Origin of the sequence: Pseudoalteromonas sp. SR41-1, assembly GCF_014164015.1 — a bacterium.
GTDB lineage: Bacteria > Pseudomonadota > Gammaproteobacteria > Enterobacterales > Alteromonadaceae > Pseudoalteromonas > Pseudoalteromonas distincta.
Genome location: NZ_JACJEK010000003.1, coordinates 75,249 through 95,923, shown reverse-complemented (window position 1 = coordinate 95,923; position 20,675 = coordinate 75,249). Strand labels below are relative to the sequence as shown.

The window sequence follows — 20,675 nt, the reverse complement described above, 5'->3', positions numbered from 1 at the left end:
GGTAACATTACTATGATTAAAAAACCTACCCTCATCGCTACAGCATTTTGTAGTTTGTTTGCAAGCAGCGCAGCTTTGGCTAAATTAAGCGCTGATGAAGTTGCTCAATTAGGTCAAAACTTAACGCCAATGGGTGCAGAAAAAGCTGCGAATGCTGATGGTTCTATTCCAGCGTGGAATAACGGAATTACAACAGCGCCTGCAGGTTATGAAGCTGGTATGCATCATCTTGACCCATTTACAGCTGATAAAGTGCTTTTCACTATCGATAAAAGTAATATTGAAAAGTACAAAGCCAATTTAAGTCCGGGTCAAATTGCTTTATTTGAAGCATACCCAGACACATTTAAAATGCCAGTGTATGAAACACGCCGCTCAGCTTCGTACCCTCAGTTTGTTTATGACGCGACTAAAAAGTTTGCACCGACTGCTGAATTAATCGAAGGCGGTAACGGTATTAAAAATACCGCGATAGGTATTCCTTTCCCTATTCCTAAAACAGGTTTAGAGGCAATTTGGAATCACTTATTACGTTACCGTGGCCAGTCTATTGAGCGCTTTGGTGGTCAAGCTGCACCGACTGCATCTGGCTCTTACAACTATGTTGGTTTTGATGAGCAGCTATTAGTTAAATACTCAGACCCAAGCGCTACACCAGCAGAGCTACAAGACTCAAACATTTTGTTTAAGTTTAAACAAAGCGTTACAGAGCCTGCACGTTTAGCTGGTACTGCATTATTAGTTCATGAAACAATGGACCAAATATTAACGCCGCGCCAAGCATGGACTTATAACTCGGGGCAACGTCGTGTTCGTCGTGCACCTAATGTTGCATATGATGCACCAGGCACAGCTGCAGATAGCCTGCGCACTACCGATGATTTTGATATGTTTAATGGCTCACCAAATCGTTACAACTGGACGCTAAAAGGTAAGCAAGAGTTATACATACCTTACAACAGCTATAAACTTCATAGCGACAAGCTAGAGTACGATGATATTTTAATGCCTGGCCATATTAACCCAGAACATACACGTTACGAAAAACATCGTGTTTGGGTTGTTGAAGCTAACTTAAAAGATGATACACGCCATATATATAAAAAGCGTGTGTTTTACATTGATGAAGATAGCTGGCAAGTACAGGTAACTGATATTTATGATAACCGCGACCAACTTTACCGTGTAGCCATGGCTTATGGCCTTAACTATTACGAAGTTCCTACACAGTGGAGTACTCTTGAGGTTTATCATGATTTGAATTCTCGTCGTTATTTAGCAATTGGTTTAGATAACCAAGAAAAAATGTACGATTTTTCAAAGTCGTTTAACGATAACGAATTTACTTCAAGCGCTTTACGTCGCGCAGGTAGATAGTATTAAACTAGGCACTTAACAATATGTTAAGTGCCTTTTCCTTTCTCATCGCGTTTGTCTTACAGCGCGCAACGCACTCCCTAGTAAAAAGACAAACAACTCTCTCGTACAAGGCGATTAAAATTTATGAAGTATTTGGTATATGCCAGCCTGATAATAAGCGGTGCGAGTGTTGCACAAGAAGCCCCTAACTATGCAATCAGTGCAACAAATGCAGCTAAAACCTTACTCACTGATATAACTAACACGGGTAATGGCTTAATTGCTGTTGGTAAACACGGTACTGTTATTAAAAGTACATCGGGTGTTTCATGGCAACAAGCTGAGCTAGTTCCAACTCAAGTGCTCTTAACTGCCGTTGATTTTAGTAACGAAAATAATGGATGGGCGTGTGGCCACGATGCAACAATCATAAATACTACTGACGGTGGCGTTAATTGGCAGCTACAACAAGCATTACCTGAATTAGACAAACCATGTTTAGATATTTTATTTGAAGATGACTTAAAAGGTTTTGCAGTTGGCGCATATGGCATGTTTTATCAAACTACAGACGGTGGTCAACATTGGCAAAAACGCTTTTTAGATTCGCTACTTTTTAGTGATGATCGTGATTACTTAAACGATTTAAAAGAAAATGACCCACAAGGATACGAAGCGGAAACTGCTTCTATTTTACCGCACTTTAATCGCATAGAAAAAACAGACAATGGATTAATGCTCGTTGGTGAAATGGGTTTAATGGCCAGAAGCGTTGACGATGGTCAAACTTGGCAAAGAATAGAAGAAGTTTATCCCGGTTCATTCTTTGCAGTTGCCTCTGATAGCACACAAGAAATTGTGGCAGGGCTTCGAGGTAATGTTTTTGCAAAGCAAAGTGGCGAAAAGCAGTGGCAGCATTTTGAAAATGTTAAAACAGCGACGATTAACAACATCATTAATTATAATAACAAACAATGGCTCATGCTCGCTAATAGTGGCGTTATTTTTCATCTTCAAGATGGGTTACTCACCCATGAGCAGCTTGCTGACGGTAAAGCGATTCTTGATGGTGTAATTTTAGATAACAGATTGATCATGGCTACAGAAGATGGCATTAAAGTGAAGGAGTTAACCCCTTAATGCATAAGTTACTCGATTTTATTGAAAAGGCGATTTTTAGACATCGCTTAATTATGCTTATAAGTTTTGCACTTATAACCTGTTTACTTGTATTTAAAGCGACTCAAATTCAACTTGATGCATCGTTTAATAAAAATATTCCGTTAAATCACGATTACATGAAGGTATACACTAAACATGAAAAACAGTTTGGTGGTGCAAACAGCATTTTAATTTCGGTATGTGACGACAGCGGAGATATATTTAATCCAGAATTTTTTACTCAATTAAAAGCGGTTCACGATCAGCTTTATTTTATTCCTGGTGTAAATCGTCCTTTAGTGAATTCTATATTTTCACCTAGTGCTCGCTTTGTAGAAGTAGTAGAGGATGGCTTTGCCGGTGGTCCAATTATTCCTGCAAACTTTAAAGCAGATACGCGTGGATTAGGTGTAGTAAAGGAAAACATTGAAAAAGCAAAAGTTGTAGGGCGTATGATTGCCAGCGATTACTCGTGTGCAATGGTAACGGCTCAACTTTTAGAAATAGATCCTCAAACACAACAAAAATTAGACACATTAGCATTTGCACAAAAGCTAGAAAGTGATTTAAGAGAGCCTTTAAGTACAGACAAAGTAAGTATTCATATTATTGGCTTTGCAAAAATGGCAGGTGATATAGCTGAAGGCGCAAAAGGGGTAGTCGTATTTTTTGCCATTGCTATCGCCTTTACCTTTATTATGGTTTGGCTATTTTGTGGCAGTTTAAAGCTAACTATTTTGCCTATCGCGTGTTCTATTATTGCCGTTATTTGGCAATTAGGCCTGCTTTCAAGTTTAGGGTTTGGACTAGACCCTATGTCTATTTTGGTGCCGTTTTTAGTCTTTGCTATTGGTGTAAGCCATGGTGTGCAGATGATAAATGCGATTGGTAAAAAAGTAGGTGAAGGTAAAACAACACGTATTTGTTGTCAGTCAAGTTTTAGGGCTTTATTAGTGCCAGGCGGTATTGCACTGCTTTCAGACACCGTAGGCTTTTTAACATTACTTACTATTGATATTGGTATTATTCGCGAACTTGCTATTACAGCGAGTTTAGGTGTGGCAGTAATTATATTTACAAATTTAATTTTGCTGCCAGTTTGGGCGTCGTACATGAACTTTGAAAACAGTGTACATATTCAATCTGGTGATGCTGAGAAGCCTAATATACTTGATAAGATCAGAGACATTTTAGTAAAAGCAACCGATCCTAAAATCGCTAAAATGATTATCGGTTTTACCCTTGTTTTATTTGCTCTAGGCTACTGGCAAGCAGATAAAATGCGTATAGGTGACTTACACGCAGGCGCGCCATCTCTGCATCAAGATGCCCGTTATAACCAAGACACGTTTTTAATTTCGGATAAGTACACTATCTCGTCTGATATTTTAAAAGTAATTGTAGAGGCGTATCCTGCAGCATGTACTGAGCATGATGTGATGGAGCGTATAAGCCGTTTTCAATACAAAGTTGAGAATGTGGCCGGTGTGCAGTCTGCTGTAAGTTTGAGCTCTGTAGCTCAATCGGTTAACGCGGGCTACAACGAAGGCAATTTAAAATGGCAGAGTTTGCCACGAAATTCAGCAAGCTTAGTACAGTCAACGTCTCGAGTTGAAACTAGTACAGGCTTACTTAACGGTGATTGTTCAGTTATGCCAGTGATTATATTCTTAGATGATCATAAAGCACAAACTATCGATACCGTAATTAAGAGTGTTAAGCAATTTGCCCAAGAAGAGGGCACTGAAAAACTAGCATTTAAATTAGCGTCAGGACCTGTGGGCGTAATGGCAGCTACTAATGAGTCTGTATCAGAAGCACAAATACCCATGATGCTTTACGTTTATGGTGCCGTTATTATTTTATGTTTAATGAGCTTTAGAAGCGTAAAAGCAACAGTAGCCGTGGTATTACCGCTTTATATTGTATCAACCCTTGCCCAAGCACTTATGGTACAGCTGGAAATAGGCTTAACAGTTTCTACTTTACCTGTAATTGCATTAGGTGTAGGTATTGGTGTTGATTACGGTATTTATATACTGTCGTCGATGATGGGGCAGCTTAAGCAAAACGTACCGCTTAGTGTTGCTTATCGAAATGCGCTTGTTGAGCGTGGCAGCGCGGTTCTATTTACTGGTATTACATTAGCTATTGGTGTGAGCACTTGGATATTCTCAGATCTTAAATTCCAAGTTGATATGGGTATACTATTAACCTTCATGTTTTTAGTGAATATGTTAGGTGCAGTGTTGTTATTACCCGCAATTGGTAGCCTTCTCTGGACTGACCAGAAAAAATAATGTGAATACTTTTGCTCCTAAATGGCCAGTAATGGCCATTTATATCTATATTTTGTGAATAGATGACCAAATAGCTGAAATGCTTAAAATGTTTTCATCGAAAAGGCTGTTTATTAGCTGTAAAAGGGTTAGAATTTAACTGACTCCACGCTAATAATACGCTGTACAAATATTCTGCTTTTAGCAGTAATAGATTAAGGAACATACAATGACACGAAATGAAGGCCAAGCCTCGGTTATCCTAGATAATGTCTGTAAGCTAATCCAGAAAAAAGTTCGCGCTGATAATGTGTTACTCGTTGAGAAATTCGCCAAAGCCTTGTACAGCAATATGTCTAAAGAGGATTTGGCAAACCGCAACGATAGTGACCTATATGGCGCAGCATTAAGCCTTTGGAACTCGCTAGAAAAAAATACTACTGACGACGCTGTTATCCGCGTTTTCAATCCAGAAGTGGCAAAAGATGGCTGGCAGTCATCACATACAATCGTTGAAATTATCACTAAAGATATGCCGTTCTTAGTTGATTCTGTTCGTATGGCCATGACTCGTGAAAATATCGCCTCTCACTTATTACTTCACTGCCCATTAAAAATTAAGCGTGATGAAAACGCTAAAATTTCTGGATTATCAAATTTAAAAGCAGAGCAAGAATCTTCATCTACTAAAACAGTATTTTTTATTGAAATTGACCGTCAAACAGATTCTTCTGTGATTGAGTCTTTCAAAAAAGAATTAGAGTCTGTGCTTGTTGATGTATCAGTTGCTGTTGATGATTGGCAACCAATCCGTAAAAAATTGATTGCAGTGACTAAAGAGTTACCTAAACGTCATCATAATAAAAGTAAAGATGAAGTTTCAGAAACAACTGAGTTTTTAGATTGGTTAGCTAAAGATAATTTTACCCTAATGGGTTACCGTGAATATGAGTTAAGCCCAGTTCAAGGTGATTACCAACTAAAAGGTAAAATGGATACAAGCCTAGGCTTGATGAAAAACTCGACTGAAGAACACACTCGCTTATTATCAGAATTACCTGAAGTTGCACGTCAAGAAGCTCGTAGCAGCAACCTACTGATTTTAACAAAAACTAACTCTGTTTCTCGTGTTCATCGTCCAGCTTACATCGATTATGTAGGCATTAAGCGTTTTGACGATGAAGGCAATGTAATTGGTGAAGACCGCTTTATCGGTTTATTTTCATCAAGCTTTTACAATAACAGTGCTACTGATGTACCTGTGTTAAAAAGTAAAATTAATCGCATTATGGAAATGTGTGATTTTGCTAAAGGTACTCACGCTTACAAAGCTGTTTTAAATATTTTAGAAACCTACCCACGTGATGAGCTAGTTCAAGCGCGCGAAGGTGAGCTACTTGAAGTTGCTATGGGTGTGTTACAAGTACAAGAGCGCGATATGTGTCGCTTGTTTGTACGTAAAGATGCGTATGGTCGTTTTTTATCTTGTATGGTTTATGTACCTCGCGAGCGTTATAACACGGCTCTTCGTCGTGAAACGCAAGATATATTAGCTAATGCATTTAATTCTGACGATAAAGTCGAATTTACTACTTATTTCTCTGAGTCAACACTGGCGCGTACTCATTACACCGTTCGTGTGACCGACAACAAGATCGAATATAATGTGAAAGACATCGAAAACAATTTAGTAGAAGCTGCACGTACGTGGGAAGATAAACTTCAATCTGCTCTTTTAGAGTCTGCGGGTGAAGCTCGTGGTAACGATTTAAATCGTAAATACTGTAACGCGTTTGCACGCTCATACAAAGATGAAGTGCTTCCAAGTGCTGCGGTTGTTGATATTGAAAAGTTAGAACTACTTAGCGATGAAAACAAACTAGAAATGCTGTTTTATCGTCCTCAAGAAGAAGCAAACAGCAATATTGTACGATTAAGCTTATTCCATAAAGATGAGCCGATTCACTTATCTGATGTCATGCCAATGCTTGAAAACTTTGGCCTTCGTGTTGTTGGTGAAACACCATATTCAGTTAAAACTAGCGATGGTCGTATCAACTGGATCATGGACTTCTCGATGCTTATTGACAGCAAAGGGATGGCGGATTTTGATAAAATTTCAGCACGTTTTCGTGCTGCATTAACAAATGTTTGGGGCAACCGCCTTGAAAACGATGGTTTTAACCGTTTAGTGTTAATGGGTGGTCTAACAGGCCGCGAAGCCTCTATTTTACGTGCGTACGCTAAATACATGCGTCAAATTGGTGTAACGTTCTCACAAAGTTACATAGAAAGTACATTTGCAAATTATCCAAATATCGCAGCGCAAATTGTTAACTTGTTTGCTAAAAAGTTCTCAGTTAAAAGCCCTGCAAGTGCTAAAACACTTGAAAAGCTAAGCACGCAAATTTATTTAGAGCTTGAAAATGTAGCAAACCTTGATGATGACCGTATTATACGTTTATACGTTGATATGATTGTTGCGACGCTGCGTACTAACTATTTCCAAAAAGACGATGCCGGACAGTTTAAGTCTTATGTGTCGTTTAAAATACAACCTAGCTTAATTCCTGATGTACCACTTCCTTTACCTGCGTTTGAAATTTTTGTTTATTCTCCGCGCGTAGAAGGTGTGCATTTACGTTACGGCAAAGTAGCACGTGGTGGTCTGCGTTGGTCAGATCGTCGTGAAGACTTCCGTACTGAAGTACTTGGCTTAGTTAAAGCACAACAAGTTAAAAATACGGTAATCGTACCTGTTGGTTCTAAAGGTGGCTTTGTATGTAAACAACTACCGACTGAGCGTGAAGCGTTTATCAAAGAAGGCCAAGAGTGTTATAAAATCTTTATCCGTGGTCTTTTAGATATTACTGATAATATTGAGCGTGGTGAAATAGTACCAGCGCGCGATGTTGTTCGTCATGATGAAGATGATGCTTACCTAGTAGTTGCAGCGGATAAAGGAACTGCTACTTTCTCTGATATCGCAAATGGCATTGCTAACGAATACAATTTCTGGCTAGGTGATGCATTTGCATCTGGTGGCTCGGTTGGTTATGACCATAAGAAAATGGGTATCACAGCAAAAGGCGCATGGGAGTCAGTTAAACGACATTTCCGTGAAATGGATATTGATTGTCAAACTACCGACTTTACAGTAGTAGCAATTGGCGATATGGCAGGTGATGTATTTGGTAATGGTATGCTGTTATCTAAGCATATTCGTCTACAAGTTGCCTTTAACCATATGCACATTTTTGTTGACCCTAATCCAGATGCTGCTACATCTTACCCTGAGCGCGAACGTTTATTTAATATGCCGCGTTCTTCTTGGGAAGATTACAATAAAGAGCTAATTTCTGCCGGTGGCGGTGTGTTCTCTCGTGCAGCTAAATCAATTACGCTTAGCCCAGAAATGAAAAAAATGTTGGGCACTAAAAAAGCTAGTATGACACCAAATGAGTTAATGAAAGCCTCATTAATGATGGAGTTTGATTTACTGTGGAATGGCGGTATTGGTACATACATTAAACACTCTAAAGAAACTGATGCAGATGTAGGGGATCGTGCAAACGATGCACTACGTATCAATGGTAGAGATTTAGGCGCTAAAATAATAGGTGAGGGCGGCAACTTAGGTGCAACGCAATTAGGTCGTGTTGAATTTGCAGCTAAAGGTGGTCGTGTTAATACTGACTTCATTGATAACGTAGGGGGTGTTGCCTGTTCAGATAACGAAGTTAACATTAAGATTTTACTTAATGGCTTAGTCGCTGAAGGTGACCTAACACGTAAACAACGTGATGAGCTACTTTACTCAATGACAGATGAAGTTTCTGAATTAGTACTAAAAGACTGTTACCGTCAAACACATACTATTTCAATTACGCAGTCTAAAGGAACTTCAACGCTCAAAGAAAAGATTCGCTTTATTCATGCGCTTGAAAAAGAAGGCAAGTTAAACCGTGCTATCGAATTTATTCCAAGTGATGAAGAATTGGCAGAACGCGCCGCTGCAGGTAAAGACTTAACTCGTCCTGAGCTTTCAGTGCTAGTGTCTTACGCAAAAATGGTATTAAAAGAGTCTTTAGTAAGTGATGAAATTACTGAAAACCCTTATTATCGCCAATTGCTTGTTAAGTCATTCCCACGTCCATTGCGTGAGAAGTTTAACGATGCGATGAACAACCACCCCCTTCGCAAAGAAATTATTGCAACTAAACTTGCTAACAGTATCGTTAACGATATGGGTTTAAACTTCATGGTACGTATGCATGAAGAAACTGGTGCTAATGAAGCTGAGATAGCAATGTGTTACTCAATTGCTAGCGAAATATTTGAAATGCGTGAAACATGGTCTTCTATTAGTGCACTTGATAATAAAATACCAGCAGCAGTTCAAACTGAAATGCTTTACCAACTTCGTCGTACTGTGCGCCGAGCAACGCGTTGGTTCTTACGTCATCGTAATAAGTCACAAACGATTGAACAAGGAATTGAATTCTTTGCGCCAACCTTTAAAGATTTAAGCGATAACTTAAATACGTATATGATTGAAAAAGAAAATGATCGTATTGTAATTGAGGCCAATAAGTTAATTGACGCGGGCGTTCCAACAGATATAGCTAATCGTATTGTTTCTTTATCAAGCTTATTCTCTGTGATGGATTTAGCAGAAGTTGCGAATAGTTCAGGTAAGAGTATTTCGATGGTGTCCAATACTTACTTTAAACTAGGTGCAAGAATGGGTCTGCATTGGTTCTTAGAGCAAATAACTAAGCAACCAGTAGCAAATCATTGGCAAGCACTTGCTCGCTCGTCTTATCGAGAAGAGCTTGATTGGCAGCAACGTACGTTATCTGAAGTTGTATTAAATAGCTTTGAAGGTGATGAGAGCGATGTTGATAGTCAAATAGACGAGTGGATGGATAGCCAAGATTTATTACTTCAACGCTGGAAACAAATGCTGGCTGAGTTTAAAACATCACAAAGCCACGACTTTGCTAAGTTCTCGGTTGCACTTCGTGAACTTATGTTGTTAAGCCACAATTGTGATACGTCAGGAAAATAATTTAGCTTTAATCAGTTAATTGTTTAGTAAATAAATAACTGATTGTTAAAATTGTTATACAATACCTCAGCCTTGTCTGAGGTATTTTTTTGTCTAAAATTTAAAAAGAGGATTATATTGATGTTTTATGATTTAGCTCGCCGTTTTATGTTTACCCGTGATGCGGAGTGGGCGCATGAGTTTGCACTTAATAATCTTCGTCGTTTTACCAATACACCTTTAAATTTAGCTTGGTCGCAAAATATTTCTGATAAGCCAGTCGACTTTTTGGGTCTGAAATTTAAAAACCCTGTAGGGCTAGCAGCTGGCCTTGATAAAAATGCGGAATGTATTGATGCATTCAGCCAAATGGGCTTTGGTTTTATTGAAGTTGGCACTATTACGCCGCGTGCTCAAGCGGGTAATGATAAACCTCGTATTTTTAGGTTGCCAGAATCAAACGCTATTATTAACCGTATGGGTTTTAATAATAAAGGCGTTGATAACTTAGTTGCAAATGTAAAAGCAGCAAAATACAGCGGCATACTCGGTATTAATATTGGTAAAAATAAAGATACGCCAAATGAACAAGGTAAAGATGACTATATTCATTGTATGCGTAAAGTGTTTGAGCATGCCTCATACATTACGGTAAATATTTCATCACCAAATACACCTGGCTTGCGTGATTTGCAATATGGCGCTGCACTTGATGATTTACTGCAGAGTCTTAAAAACGAACAGTTAGATTTAGTTGCAAAGCACAATAAACAAGTGCCTATGCTTGTAAAAATTGCACCGGATCTAGATCAAATTCAAATTCAACAAGTAAGTGAATCACTTTTAAATAATAAAATCGATGGTGTAATTGCCACCAACACCACGCTTGAGCGAGCTGCAGTTATGGGCCAGCAATATGCAGAAGAAGCCGGCGGTTTATCAGGTCACCCTGTTAGAATGCGCTCTACAGAGATAGTGAGTGAATTGAAACGCTTAACACAAGGTAAATTACCAATCATCGGAGTTGGCGGAATAGATGATGCGCAATCTGCAAAAGAAAAGTTCGATGCAGGCGCAAATTTAGTCCAGGTTTATACTGGGTTCATCTACAAAGGTCCACAATTGGTAAAGTCGATCGTTAACGGCTTATAAGGATCAGTTATCTAAGCTTTTGATCGTTCGATAAATGTTCTAAGCAAGCATTTTAAAAGTGGTCAAAAGCGGTTATACTGTGAGCAATAATTATTCAACATACCCAAGGAGGAGTAAATGTTACAAGCATCAAAGCAATGGCAGTGGATTACTTGTCCTAATAAAAATCGTTTGTTACTTGATTTAAATGACGACATGCAATTATGTACGCCCTATAAGTTAAGACAACTCACCGATTCTGTTTTTAAAAATCCACGTTTTAGTTTAGAAGATGCTGCATTTTATGAACAAGTTTATAACTATTTAGATGGGTTTGAATTGTGGTCTGCTGCTCAAATTTGTCAAATATCGCTAAATGCAACCGCCGTTAAGTATCACTTAAAACCCGTTTTATCAAAAAGCTGGTTTTTTGAAGAGTACACTGGAACAGAGCCAAGTGTAGAAGCAATAGTAAAATTAATATCTAAATCGCAGACTGGCGATTTTTTAATTGTAGAGCATTGCCCTGATGCATCTATTTGCTTAAATTTAAGCGAAACCTTTAAATTAGACGAAAATTTATCTTTAGCACAATTTGAAGTAATCCGTATTTTGAATAATCGAGTCCACCCCATCTTAAATCAGCAATATCAAAGTCAAACCGCCTAACCAAATTTAAGTCTTAAGCGTGTCTTTATGGCGTGTTTGTCGCCCAACCTATGTTATAATCCTGCGCAATTAGCTATTAAGGGTTATTACTTTGCAATTTATCGCACTTACTTCTATCGGAATCGAAAATTTATTGGTTGATGAACTAACAGAACTTGGCGCAACTGTGTCTAAGCAAACTGTTGGTTCTGTTCGTTTTGAGGCTGACTCATTACTGGCGCAAAAGGTTTGTTTATCAAGTCGTTTTGCAACGCGTGTGCTTATGCTTATTGAAGAAAAAGAAGGCGTAGATGACAAGAATAGCCTGTATAATTTTGCTCGCTCGCAACCTTGGCAAGAGTGGTTTGGACCAACTCAAACATTCGCTGTCGACTTCAACGGTACCAATGACTCATTAAAAAACACACAATTTTCGGGTCTTGTAATAAAAGATGCGATTGTTGACTACTTTAATGATTTATACGAGCAGCGTCCTAACGTTGATAAGCAAGATGCAAATGTGCGTGTTGTTGCACGATTAAATCGTTACGGCGTTTCTATGTATATTGATTATTCGGGCCCTCGTTTGTCTGAACGTGGTTACCGTCAAGGTCAAGGTAAAGCACCAATTAAAGAACATTTAGCTGCTGCATTAATTAAACGAAGTGGTTGGCTTGATAATGTAAAACAACCTTTATTCGATCCATGTTGTGGTGCGGGTACTATTTTAATCGAAGCGGCTGGGATGGCACGAAACGAAGCACCGGGATTATTTCGTGAAGGCTTTGCTTTTGAGCGTTTACCCAGTTTTAGAGCCGCTAAGTTTAAAGAACTTAAAGAAGAGTTACTTGCTAACATTACCGATCCTAAATTGTGGTTAATTGGCCACGATTACGATGAACAAGTTTTAAATAAAGCGATTGATAATGCCAAACGTGCTGAGCTTGATGATGTTATTAAGTTTAAGCAAAGCGATGCAACTAAACTTACTGCTGTTGCAAAATTACCGGGTGTTGTAATTTCAAACTTACCTTATGGTGAACGTATTGGTTCTATGGCTGAGCTTGTTGATTTACACCGTAATTTAGGTGTTGGCTTTAAAAAGCACTTTAATCATTGGAAACTTGCCTTACTAGGTATGGACGAGAGCTTATTTAAACTTTTAAAACTTGTGCGCCTTAAGCGTTATAAGTTTAAAAATGGCCCACTTGATGTTGAACTTAACTTATATCAATTAGATGATAAGCAAGTAAGTTTGACTACCGATGATAAAAAAGCGCTTAATTTTGAGGGCTCTACGTCATTCGCAAATAGATTGAAAAAGAATAAGCAAGGCTTAAAAAACTGGCTTAAACAAAATAAAGTAGACGCTTATCGTGTTTATGAAGCGGATATCCCTGAGTACAATGTTGCTGTAGATATTTACGGTGATTCTGCGGTTATTTTTGAATATGCAGCGCCTAAAGAAATTGATGAAAAAACATCAGAAAAACGCCTGCAAGACGTAATAACATTGACTTCGCAACAACTTGATATCTCACCTGAAAATATTGCTGTAAAAGTGCGTAAAAAGCAAAAGGGCGAAGACCAGTATACGGCCATGTCTAAACAAAACCGAACTATGGTAGTTGAAGAGTTTGGTGCTAAGTTTAAAGTTAATTTATTTGACTACTTAGACACAGGTTTGTTTTTAGATCACCGTTTAATGCGTCGTTATATTCAAGAAAATGCGAAAGATAAGCGCTTTTTAAACTTGTTTGCATACACAGGTACTGCCTCTGTGCATGCTGCACTTGGTGGCGCTAAAGCAATTACAACAGTTGATCTATCTAAAACCTATTTAAAATGGGGCCAAGATAACTTCGATTTAAACAATATCAGTAATACACGCTACCGTTTTGAACAAGCAGATTGTTTAAAGTGGTTAGAGCATGCGACAGCACAATATGATTTGATATTTTTAGACCCTCCAACGTTCTCAAACTCAAAACGTATGAAAGACGCGTTTGATGTGCAAAGCGATCACATTAAATTATTAACGTGGGTTAAAAAGATCTTAAGTCCATCAGGTACTTTGATTTTCTCTAATAACAAACGTGGTTTTGTAATGGATGAAGTTGGCCTGATTGGTTTAGGTTTAAAAGCCGTTAATATCTCAGATAAAACGCTATCACCAGACTTCAAACGTAATAAAAAAATCCATAATAGCTGGCTAATCACGCATGGCTAAATGGATTTTATATCATACTGATGGTTGCCACTTGTGCGAACAAGCTGAGCAACTTATCACTGATGTACTAAATGACAACAGTGAGTTATTACTAATCGATATTATGACTGATGAGCAGCTTATTGCTGAGTATCAAATTACTATTCCTGTATTAAAAAGTGAAAAAGGCGAGAAATTATATTGGCCTTTTACTTTACACTCTGTGCGCGAATTTTCAGCACAAGCAGAATAAGAGCAAATAAGAACTATGGATTTAATAAGAATTTTAAAAGCACAACTTGCTTTTGGTACACATGCTTTGCTTAACAAAGCAGACGCCGTTATAGAAAGTGGCGAAAGGGTGTGTGTAGTTGGTCGAAATGGAGCGGGTAAGTCAACGTTATTAAAAGTGCTCGATGGACAAGTTGTTTTAGATGATGGTGAAATAAATCAGCTTGGTGGCATTCGAATTTCTCGTTTAGAGCAAGATCCACCAAAAGGTGCAAGCGGAACTGTATTTGATTACGTTGCGCAGGGTATGCCGGAAATTGCTAACCTACTCATTGATTTTCATCATGTTAGCAACGAACTGCAAACACAATGTACTGATAAGTTATTAAACAAGCTTGAACGTTTATCAAACCAACTTGAAGCCGCTGATGGTTGGCGTTTTGATAGCCGAATTCAATTAGTTTTGACACAATTAGAATTAACACCAGAGGCTAAACTTGAGTCCCTTTCTGGTGGCTGGTTACGTAAAGTAGCACTTGCGCGTGCACTTGTAAGTGAGCCTGACTTATTATTACTAGATGAGCCAACAAACCATTTAGATATGGCTAGTGTAATGTGGCTTGAGCAGTTTTTAAAAGAATTTAAAGGCGGCATTGTATTTATATCGCATGACCGTGCGTTTATTCGCGCTGTTGCTACGCGTATTTTAGATTTAGATCGCGGTAAACTTATTTCGTACCCAGGTGATTACGCGACTTATCTAGAGCAAAAAGCGCATGATTTAAAAGTAGAAGAAGCGCAAAATGCATTGTTTGATAAGCGTTTAGCTGAAGAAGAAACGTGGATTCGCCAAGGTGTTAAAGCGCGAAGAACGCGTAACGAAGGGCGCGTTCGAGAGCTAAAACAGCTACGTAATGAGCGCAAGCAACGTGTTGATCAAGTTGGAAAAACTGACTTTAATATTGAAACAGCTGATCGCTCAGGTAAGTTGGTATTTGAAGCTAAGAACCTTTGCCATGCATTTAAAGACAAAGTTATTGCTGATGATTTTTCGACACTTGTAATGCGTGGCGACAGAATTGGCCTAGTAGGCCCAAATGGTATTGGTAAAACAACACTATTAAAACTAATGTTTGGTGATTTAAAACCTGATAGTGGTATTACTAAGCAAGGTGTTAATTTAGAGTTTGCTTACTTTGACCAATACCGTGAAAAACTTGACGAAGAAGCAACTGTTCAAGATAACGTTGCCGAAGGTAAACAAGAAGTGATGATGGGCGGTCGTTCACGCCATGTTTTAGGTTACCTGCAAGACTTTTTATTCCCTCCAGCACGCGCTCGAACCCCGGTTAAAGCACTCTCTGGTGGTGAAAAAAATAGACTGCTATTAGCTAAACTGTTTTTAAAACCATCTAATATACTTGTTCTCGATGAGCCAACGAATGACTTGGACATTGAAACGTTAGAGTTACTAGAGGACATTATTAATCAATATCAAGGTACAGTGCTGATTGTAAGCCATGACCGAGAATTTATTGATAATACATGTTCTAGTGTATGGGCATTTGAAGGCAATGGTAAAGTAACAGATATCGTCGGTGGTTATAGCGACTATGAAGCTTATGTAGGTTACTTAGCTGAACAAGAAAAAAAAATTCAGCAACAACCAGTAAAAAAAGTTGAAAAAGTAGCCGCTCCAGCTGCAAAACCAGCAGCTAAGACAAATAAACTCTCTTACAAATTAAAACTTGAATTAGAGCAACTACCGAATAAAATGGAAAAACTAGAAGCTGAAATTGAAGCTCAACAAGCTGTAGTGAGTGACGCAAACTTTTTTAAACAAGAGAGTGATGTAACAACTAAAGCATTGAACCATTTAGCACAACTTGAGTCTGACCTTGAAGCTGCCCTTGAGCGCTGGGAAGAACTTGAAGAATTACAGAATCAGTAGTAAGGACTAAAATGAAATATAAATTACTCGCTGCCAGTATTTTAGCGACATTAAGCACTTCAGCAACAAGTGCGACGTACCAGTTAAGTGAATTAGGGACTCTTGAAGACGCTAAATATTCTTATGTAACAGATGTAAGCGAAAGCGGGCATATTATTGGTTTCGCAAATGGTTTATACAATTTACCTATTGATACAAGCTATATAGATTTTACTGAAAATGTTATTGAAAGTGCTTACGACAGCACAGAAGCAGCATATGAATTAAGTGATAAAGAAATTACTTTCACACTTGATGACATTGAAAATAATGATGCCGTAAGCACTAATCCTGATGCTCATGCTTTTATGGTTAGTTTTTTGGCAAATTCGAATTTAGGAATTCCGTCTAACTTTGAATATCAAAAAATGAGTTCTTTAGTTGGGATTAAATTTAACGAATCAGAGATTACTGAACAACCGATTTTTGATATAGCTTCTGTTGATTATGATGGATTAACTCGTTCTACTGTCAATCTTTTAAATGCAGTAAGTGAAGATGGCGTTACAGTCGGTTGGGGTAGCGCCCCATACGATAAAGTATCTTTTACACCTGATGGCGAAGATGATGCAGAAACGTGGTTTACTCATGAATTTATAGAACGTGGGATTGTAATAAGCGCTGATGGCAGTGTAAGTGTTGAGTTAGAGCCTGAGTTTAATGAATACGGTGGCACAAGCCGCGCTAACGATATTGTTAAAACTAACAGTGGTTATACCGTTGTAGGTAATATGTCTACAAGCATTCCAGATGACAGACAAGATAATATTGATGATAACTGTGATAATGAAGACGAACCTACGTCAGTATGTATCAACTTGTTAAATTCAAATATTACACGAGGCTTATTTAATAAGCGCGCTGTTAAATGGGAACTTGATGAATCACTTAATATCACGTCTGTTGAAGAGCTTGGTATGGCACTGACACCTGATGAAGGTGAAGCGGAAGATGATGCATTTACAAGTACTGCTTTAGCAGTGAACAGCAACGGGACAATTGTAGGTTCATCGAATACACGTTATTACAAAAATGACGATACAATTCTTACAATGCCAGTTTATTTTAAAGACGGTGCGGTTGTTGATTTTATTAATCAAGAAGATGACTGGCAGTCTGGTAAATCAATTGCTATTAATGATAACGATGTAATTACAGGTTATGCAACTAAACGTATTGAAGGTACTCTTCGTAATAAATTCTTTTACCATGATATAGCAACGGGTAGTACGGTTTTCCCTACTGATTACTTTTCAAGCTCAAGTTCTTACGGTAACGATATAAACAACCAAGGTTATATTGTAGGTGAAGGGGAAGTGGGTGTTTCTGATAGCTCGCGACTCAAAGAGGCCTTTATTTACAAAATTGGTGAAGACAAAATCACTAATCTAAACGATTTACTGCCTTGCTATGACACCGACGGTGAAACTGATTACGCTTATACTATGGTTGAAGCGACTGCTATCAACGAAAATAATGAAATATTTGGTACTGCGACTAAAACAGTTAAAAAGCTAGATTCATTAGGCGGTGTAGTAACTGATATTAATGGTGAAATTGAATATGAGAGTATTGCAATAGCAGTTAAACTAACGCCAATTGCAAATGGTGAAGTAGAAAGCTGTGCTCCAGTAGAAGCTGAAGTTTATGAGCGTAACTCTGCTAGCTTCCCTTGGTATACATTATTGTTATTACCACTGGTTGGCTTAAGGCGTGTATTTCGCTTTTAAAGTTTATTGATTATAAAAAAACCAACTTGATAAAGTTGGTTTTTTTTCGTCTATAATATTTTATTAGATTAGAATTGCAGCGATTATTTAGATTTAACGCCACTAATTATTTCGTGATAACCATGCTTTTTTCACAGAGCGGCGCCAAATTATATCAATACCAAAATATCCTATAATTGATGCAATAGAAGCACATACTAATGAACCTAATAAAAATGCAGGACCAATTGTTTCTATACTTTCTAAAAACCAAGACCAACTTGCTTCAAATACAAAGTGTTGTTCTGGCTGATTAAGTATTAACGTACCCACTAAGTATGAGCCATAAAAGATAGGTGGCATGGTTAATGGATTCGTAAGCCATACTAAAGCAACTGATATGGGTAAATTAACCCTAAATAATATAGCACCTGCTGCGGCTAAAACCATTTGAAAAGGAACAGGGATGAAAGCAAAAAATAACCCGACCGCGAAGGCCCCTCGAGCTGAACGTCTATTTAAATGCCAAAGATTTGCGTCTTGCAAAAGTCGTCCAAATATTTTTAGTGATTTATGATGTCTAATTTTATTTGGATCAGGTAAAAATCTTTGGATCGTTTTTTTAGCCATTTAAAGCAACCATTTACATCAGTGTGGATAAGTCTTGGGTTTGTAATTGGCTGTGTAGCAACCGTGTTTTATTATCAAACTCTCGAATTTACAGTCTTCACAATTTTCATTGTAATAGTGAGCGCTTATTTTAAGCCGTTTTTAAACGTATTGTTAGGCTTTATTTGTGCAATTTGCTTTGTTGGTATGCATTTTTACCTTTTTTATAGTTTTGAAATACCAAAACCGAACGAAAAGTATGCACTTGATTCTACATTAGTTGTTGAAGAGATTATTTCTGATAAAAAACCTCAGTATATCAAAGCCAAAATAGTGGCATTAGATGGGAGTAGCTTTTCGAATTTTAGAGCACCCAAAGCAATGCTCAGTGTTAATTCTGCACAGCCTTTTACAGTCGGGGATGAATTCTCTGCATTAATCCATTTAAAATATTTTCGCAGTAATAAAAATTTTAATGTGTTTGATACTGAACGTTATGCATTTATAAATAGAATATTATTTAAAGGCAAAGTTCTCAATAAAGAGCTTAATATAATACACAGCGATAAACAAAGCATCGTACTAGATTATCAAAACTTCATTAAAAATACCTATACAAATACAAGATTGCAGTGGCTCTATTATGCATTACTCAGTGGTGATAAATCGTTAATGAGCTATACAGATAAACAATTAATGCAATCACTTGGGTTAAGTCATTTACTGGCTATATCGGGTTTACATATTGGTTTGATTTTTAGCTTTGGTTATTTATTCATTCGATTTATCTGTACGAAAATAAACTTTTCAATTGGTCAATCATTTAACCTTACACTTTACTACAGTTCGTTCGGTTTTATAGCTGCATTAGTTTACGTATATTTTAGTGACTTTTTAGTATCAGCAACGCGAGCACTAATTATGCTGGGTTGTTATTTGTTACTTTATTTTCTTGCTAAGCAGCCGCTGCGATGGCGGAGTATTTTATTTGCCTTGGTAATAGTGCTTGCTGTTAACCCATTTAATTTACTTAATCCAGGTCTGTATTTTTCATTTTTAGCGGTCGCTATAATTTTTACTGTTATTAATAAATTACCAATATTAAATACACGAATCAAAAACAAAATTATTGCGTTATTTGTTATTCAAGTAGCATTGTTTATCGGTTTATTACCACTTTCACTTTATTTTTTTAATGGCGTAAGTATTGCGGGCCTAGTCATTAACTTAATTGCGATACCGTTTCTTTCCATCATTATTTTGCCATTTTTGATTGTTTTTACATTACTGAGTACTTTTTTAGATATAGGTAATTTAATACATTTGTTTGATACAGGGTTATATGCGTTATTTAAATTACTTTATGAAATACCCGAGTCGTTAAGATGGCTGACAACAGGAAGAATCGAGTTAATATTCGTCATTTTTACCTATATTACTATGTTGATGATTTACTTCCTCCCCTATAAATTGTTCTCTTTCATTCCTTTAACAGTACTTTTATTGAATAATCTTCTAAAAGAAAAGCCTAACTGGCAACTTCATGTGTTTGATGTTGGGCATGGTCTCATGGCATTAATTGAAAAAGATAACCAAGTGCTTATCTATGATTTTGGTCCAAGTTATTTTAATCGTTTTAGCCGTACGCGAAGTATTTTATTGCCTTATATAAAAGCAAATAATTTCACAGTAAAAACAGCGATTCTAAGTCATGAAGACAGCGATCACGCTGGAGGAATACAGCATTTTATTGAAGCTGGATTTGGGGAAACATTAAAGCAATTTCATCCTGAAAATACACTTAATGTGTGTGAAGTCCAAAGTGTTGATTTTGTCGGTTTAAGAGTAGAAAGCTTTAGCACTATAGGGTATGGAAATGAAAACGACGATTCATGCGTTGTTAGAGTATCGAGTAATACTTATAGTGTGTTATTTACAGGTGATATATCAAAATCCCGTGAAGCCTCATTATTAGCTAATAATACATCGTTGAAAAGTACAGTCATGTTAAGCCCGCATCATGGCAGTGATACATCCTCAAGTGTTAATTTTATTAGTTATGTTGGCCCTAAAGTTGTGATTCATTCAAGTGCTTATAAAGGACAGTGGGAATTTCCCAAGCCCGTTGTTGTCGAGCGTTACAAAGCAATAAGCGCCGAGCAATTTACAACAGGCGTTGAAGGACAAATTAGTATTAAATTCTACTCAAACAATTTGGTCATAGAAACAGCAAGAGGGCAGGAAAGTTATTGGTTTATCAAAGATTGACGTTTAGTTTTATCTCATCGAAGGATACAAT

At 37.5% G+C, this 20,675-nt stretch carries 12 protein-coding genes; 11 read left to right on the top strand and 1 reads right to left on the bottom strand.

The genetic code is table 11. The annotated features are described in order from the left end of the window. Positions 1–12: 12 nt before the first annotated feature. From H5118_RS03335 to H5118_RS03290, 10 genes are all read left to right on the top strand, one after another. On the top strand, positions 13–1,377 hold the full coding sequence (locus H5118_RS03335; RefSeq protein ID WP_182747794.1) for a DUF1329 domain-containing protein: 1,365 nt from the start codon (positions 13–15) through the stop codon (positions 1,375–1,377). 126 nt (positions 1,378–1,503) lie between these two features. Further along, positions 1,504–2,499, top strand: coding sequence for a YCF48-related protein (locus H5118_RS03330; RefSeq protein ID WP_182747792.1), 996 nt, complete (start codon positions 1,504–1,506; stop codon positions 2,497–2,499). After that, positions 2,499–4,820, top strand: a complete 2,322-nt coding sequence (locus H5118_RS03325) for an RND family transporter (RefSeq protein ID WP_182747790.1) — start codon at positions 2,499–2,501, stop codon at positions 4,818–4,820. Before H5118_RS03330 ends, H5118_RS03325 begins: the two co-directional genes overlap by 1 nt. 208 nt (positions 4,821–5,028) lie before the next feature. After that, positions 5,029–9,870 carry an NAD-glutamate dehydrogenase gene (locus tag H5118_RS03320; RefSeq protein WP_002961899.1) on the top strand — a complete coding sequence of 1,614 codons (4,842 nt, stop codon included), beginning with the start codon at positions 5,029–5,031 and terminating at the stop codon, positions 9,868–9,870. A gap of 120 nt (positions 9,871–9,990) precedes the next feature. Continuing rightward, positions 9,991–11,001, top strand: coding sequence for a quinone-dependent dihydroorotate dehydrogenase (gene pyrD / locus H5118_RS03315; protein WP_182695652.1), 1,011 nt, complete (start codon positions 9,991–9,993; stop codon positions 10,999–11,001). Positions 11,002–11,118: 117 nt separating this feature from the next. Beyond that, positions 11,119–11,649, top strand: a complete 531-nt coding sequence (locus tag H5118_RS03310) for a cell division protein ZapC domain-containing protein (protein WP_182695653.1) — start codon at positions 11,119–11,121, stop codon at positions 11,647–11,649. A gap of 91 nt (positions 11,650–11,740) precedes the next feature. Further along, positions 11,741–13,858, top strand: coding sequence for a bifunctional 23S rRNA (guanine(2069)-N(7))-methyltransferase RlmK/23S rRNA (guanine(2445)-N(2))-methyltransferase RlmL (gene rlmKL / locus H5118_RS03305; RefSeq protein WP_008133692.1), 2,118 nt, complete (start codon positions 11,741–11,743; stop codon positions 13,856–13,858). After that, positions 13,851–14,090, top strand: coding sequence for a glutaredoxin family protein (locus H5118_RS03300; protein WP_182715534.1), 240 nt, complete (start codon positions 13,851–13,853; stop codon positions 14,088–14,090). Before rlmKL ends, H5118_RS03300 begins: the two co-directional genes overlap by 8 nt. A gap of 15 nt (positions 14,091–14,105) precedes the next feature. After that, on the top strand, positions 14,106–16,019 hold the full coding sequence (locus H5118_RS03295; RefSeq protein WP_024595573.1) for an ABC transporter ATP-binding protein: 1,914 nt from the start codon (positions 14,106–14,108) through the stop codon (positions 16,017–16,019). 11 nt (positions 16,020–16,030) lie between these two features. Further along, complete coding sequence (locus tag H5118_RS03290) at positions 16,031–17,788, top strand: DUF3466 family protein (protein WP_182747789.1); 1,758 nt, start codon at positions 16,031–16,033, stop codon at positions 17,786–17,788. Positions 17,789–17,890: 102 nt separating this feature from the next. On the opposite strand, the gene H5118_RS03285 is transcribed toward H5118_RS03290, so the two are convergent. After that, positions 17,891–18,397: a DUF2062 domain-containing protein gene (locus H5118_RS03285; protein ID WP_024595571.1), complete on the bottom strand. Its 507-nt coding sequence runs from the start codon at positions 18,395–18,397 to the stop codon at positions 17,891–17,893. Here H5118_RS03285 and H5118_RS03280 point away from each other — a divergent pair. Then, positions 18,377–20,644: a DNA internalization-related competence protein ComEC/Rec2 gene (locus tag H5118_RS03280; protein ID WP_182747787.1), complete on the top strand. Its 2,268-nt coding sequence runs from the start codon at positions 18,377–18,379 to the stop codon at positions 20,642–20,644. The two genes, H5118_RS03285 and H5118_RS03280, sit on opposite strands and share 21 nt — an antisense overlap. Positions 20,645–20,675 lie beyond the last annotated feature (31 nt).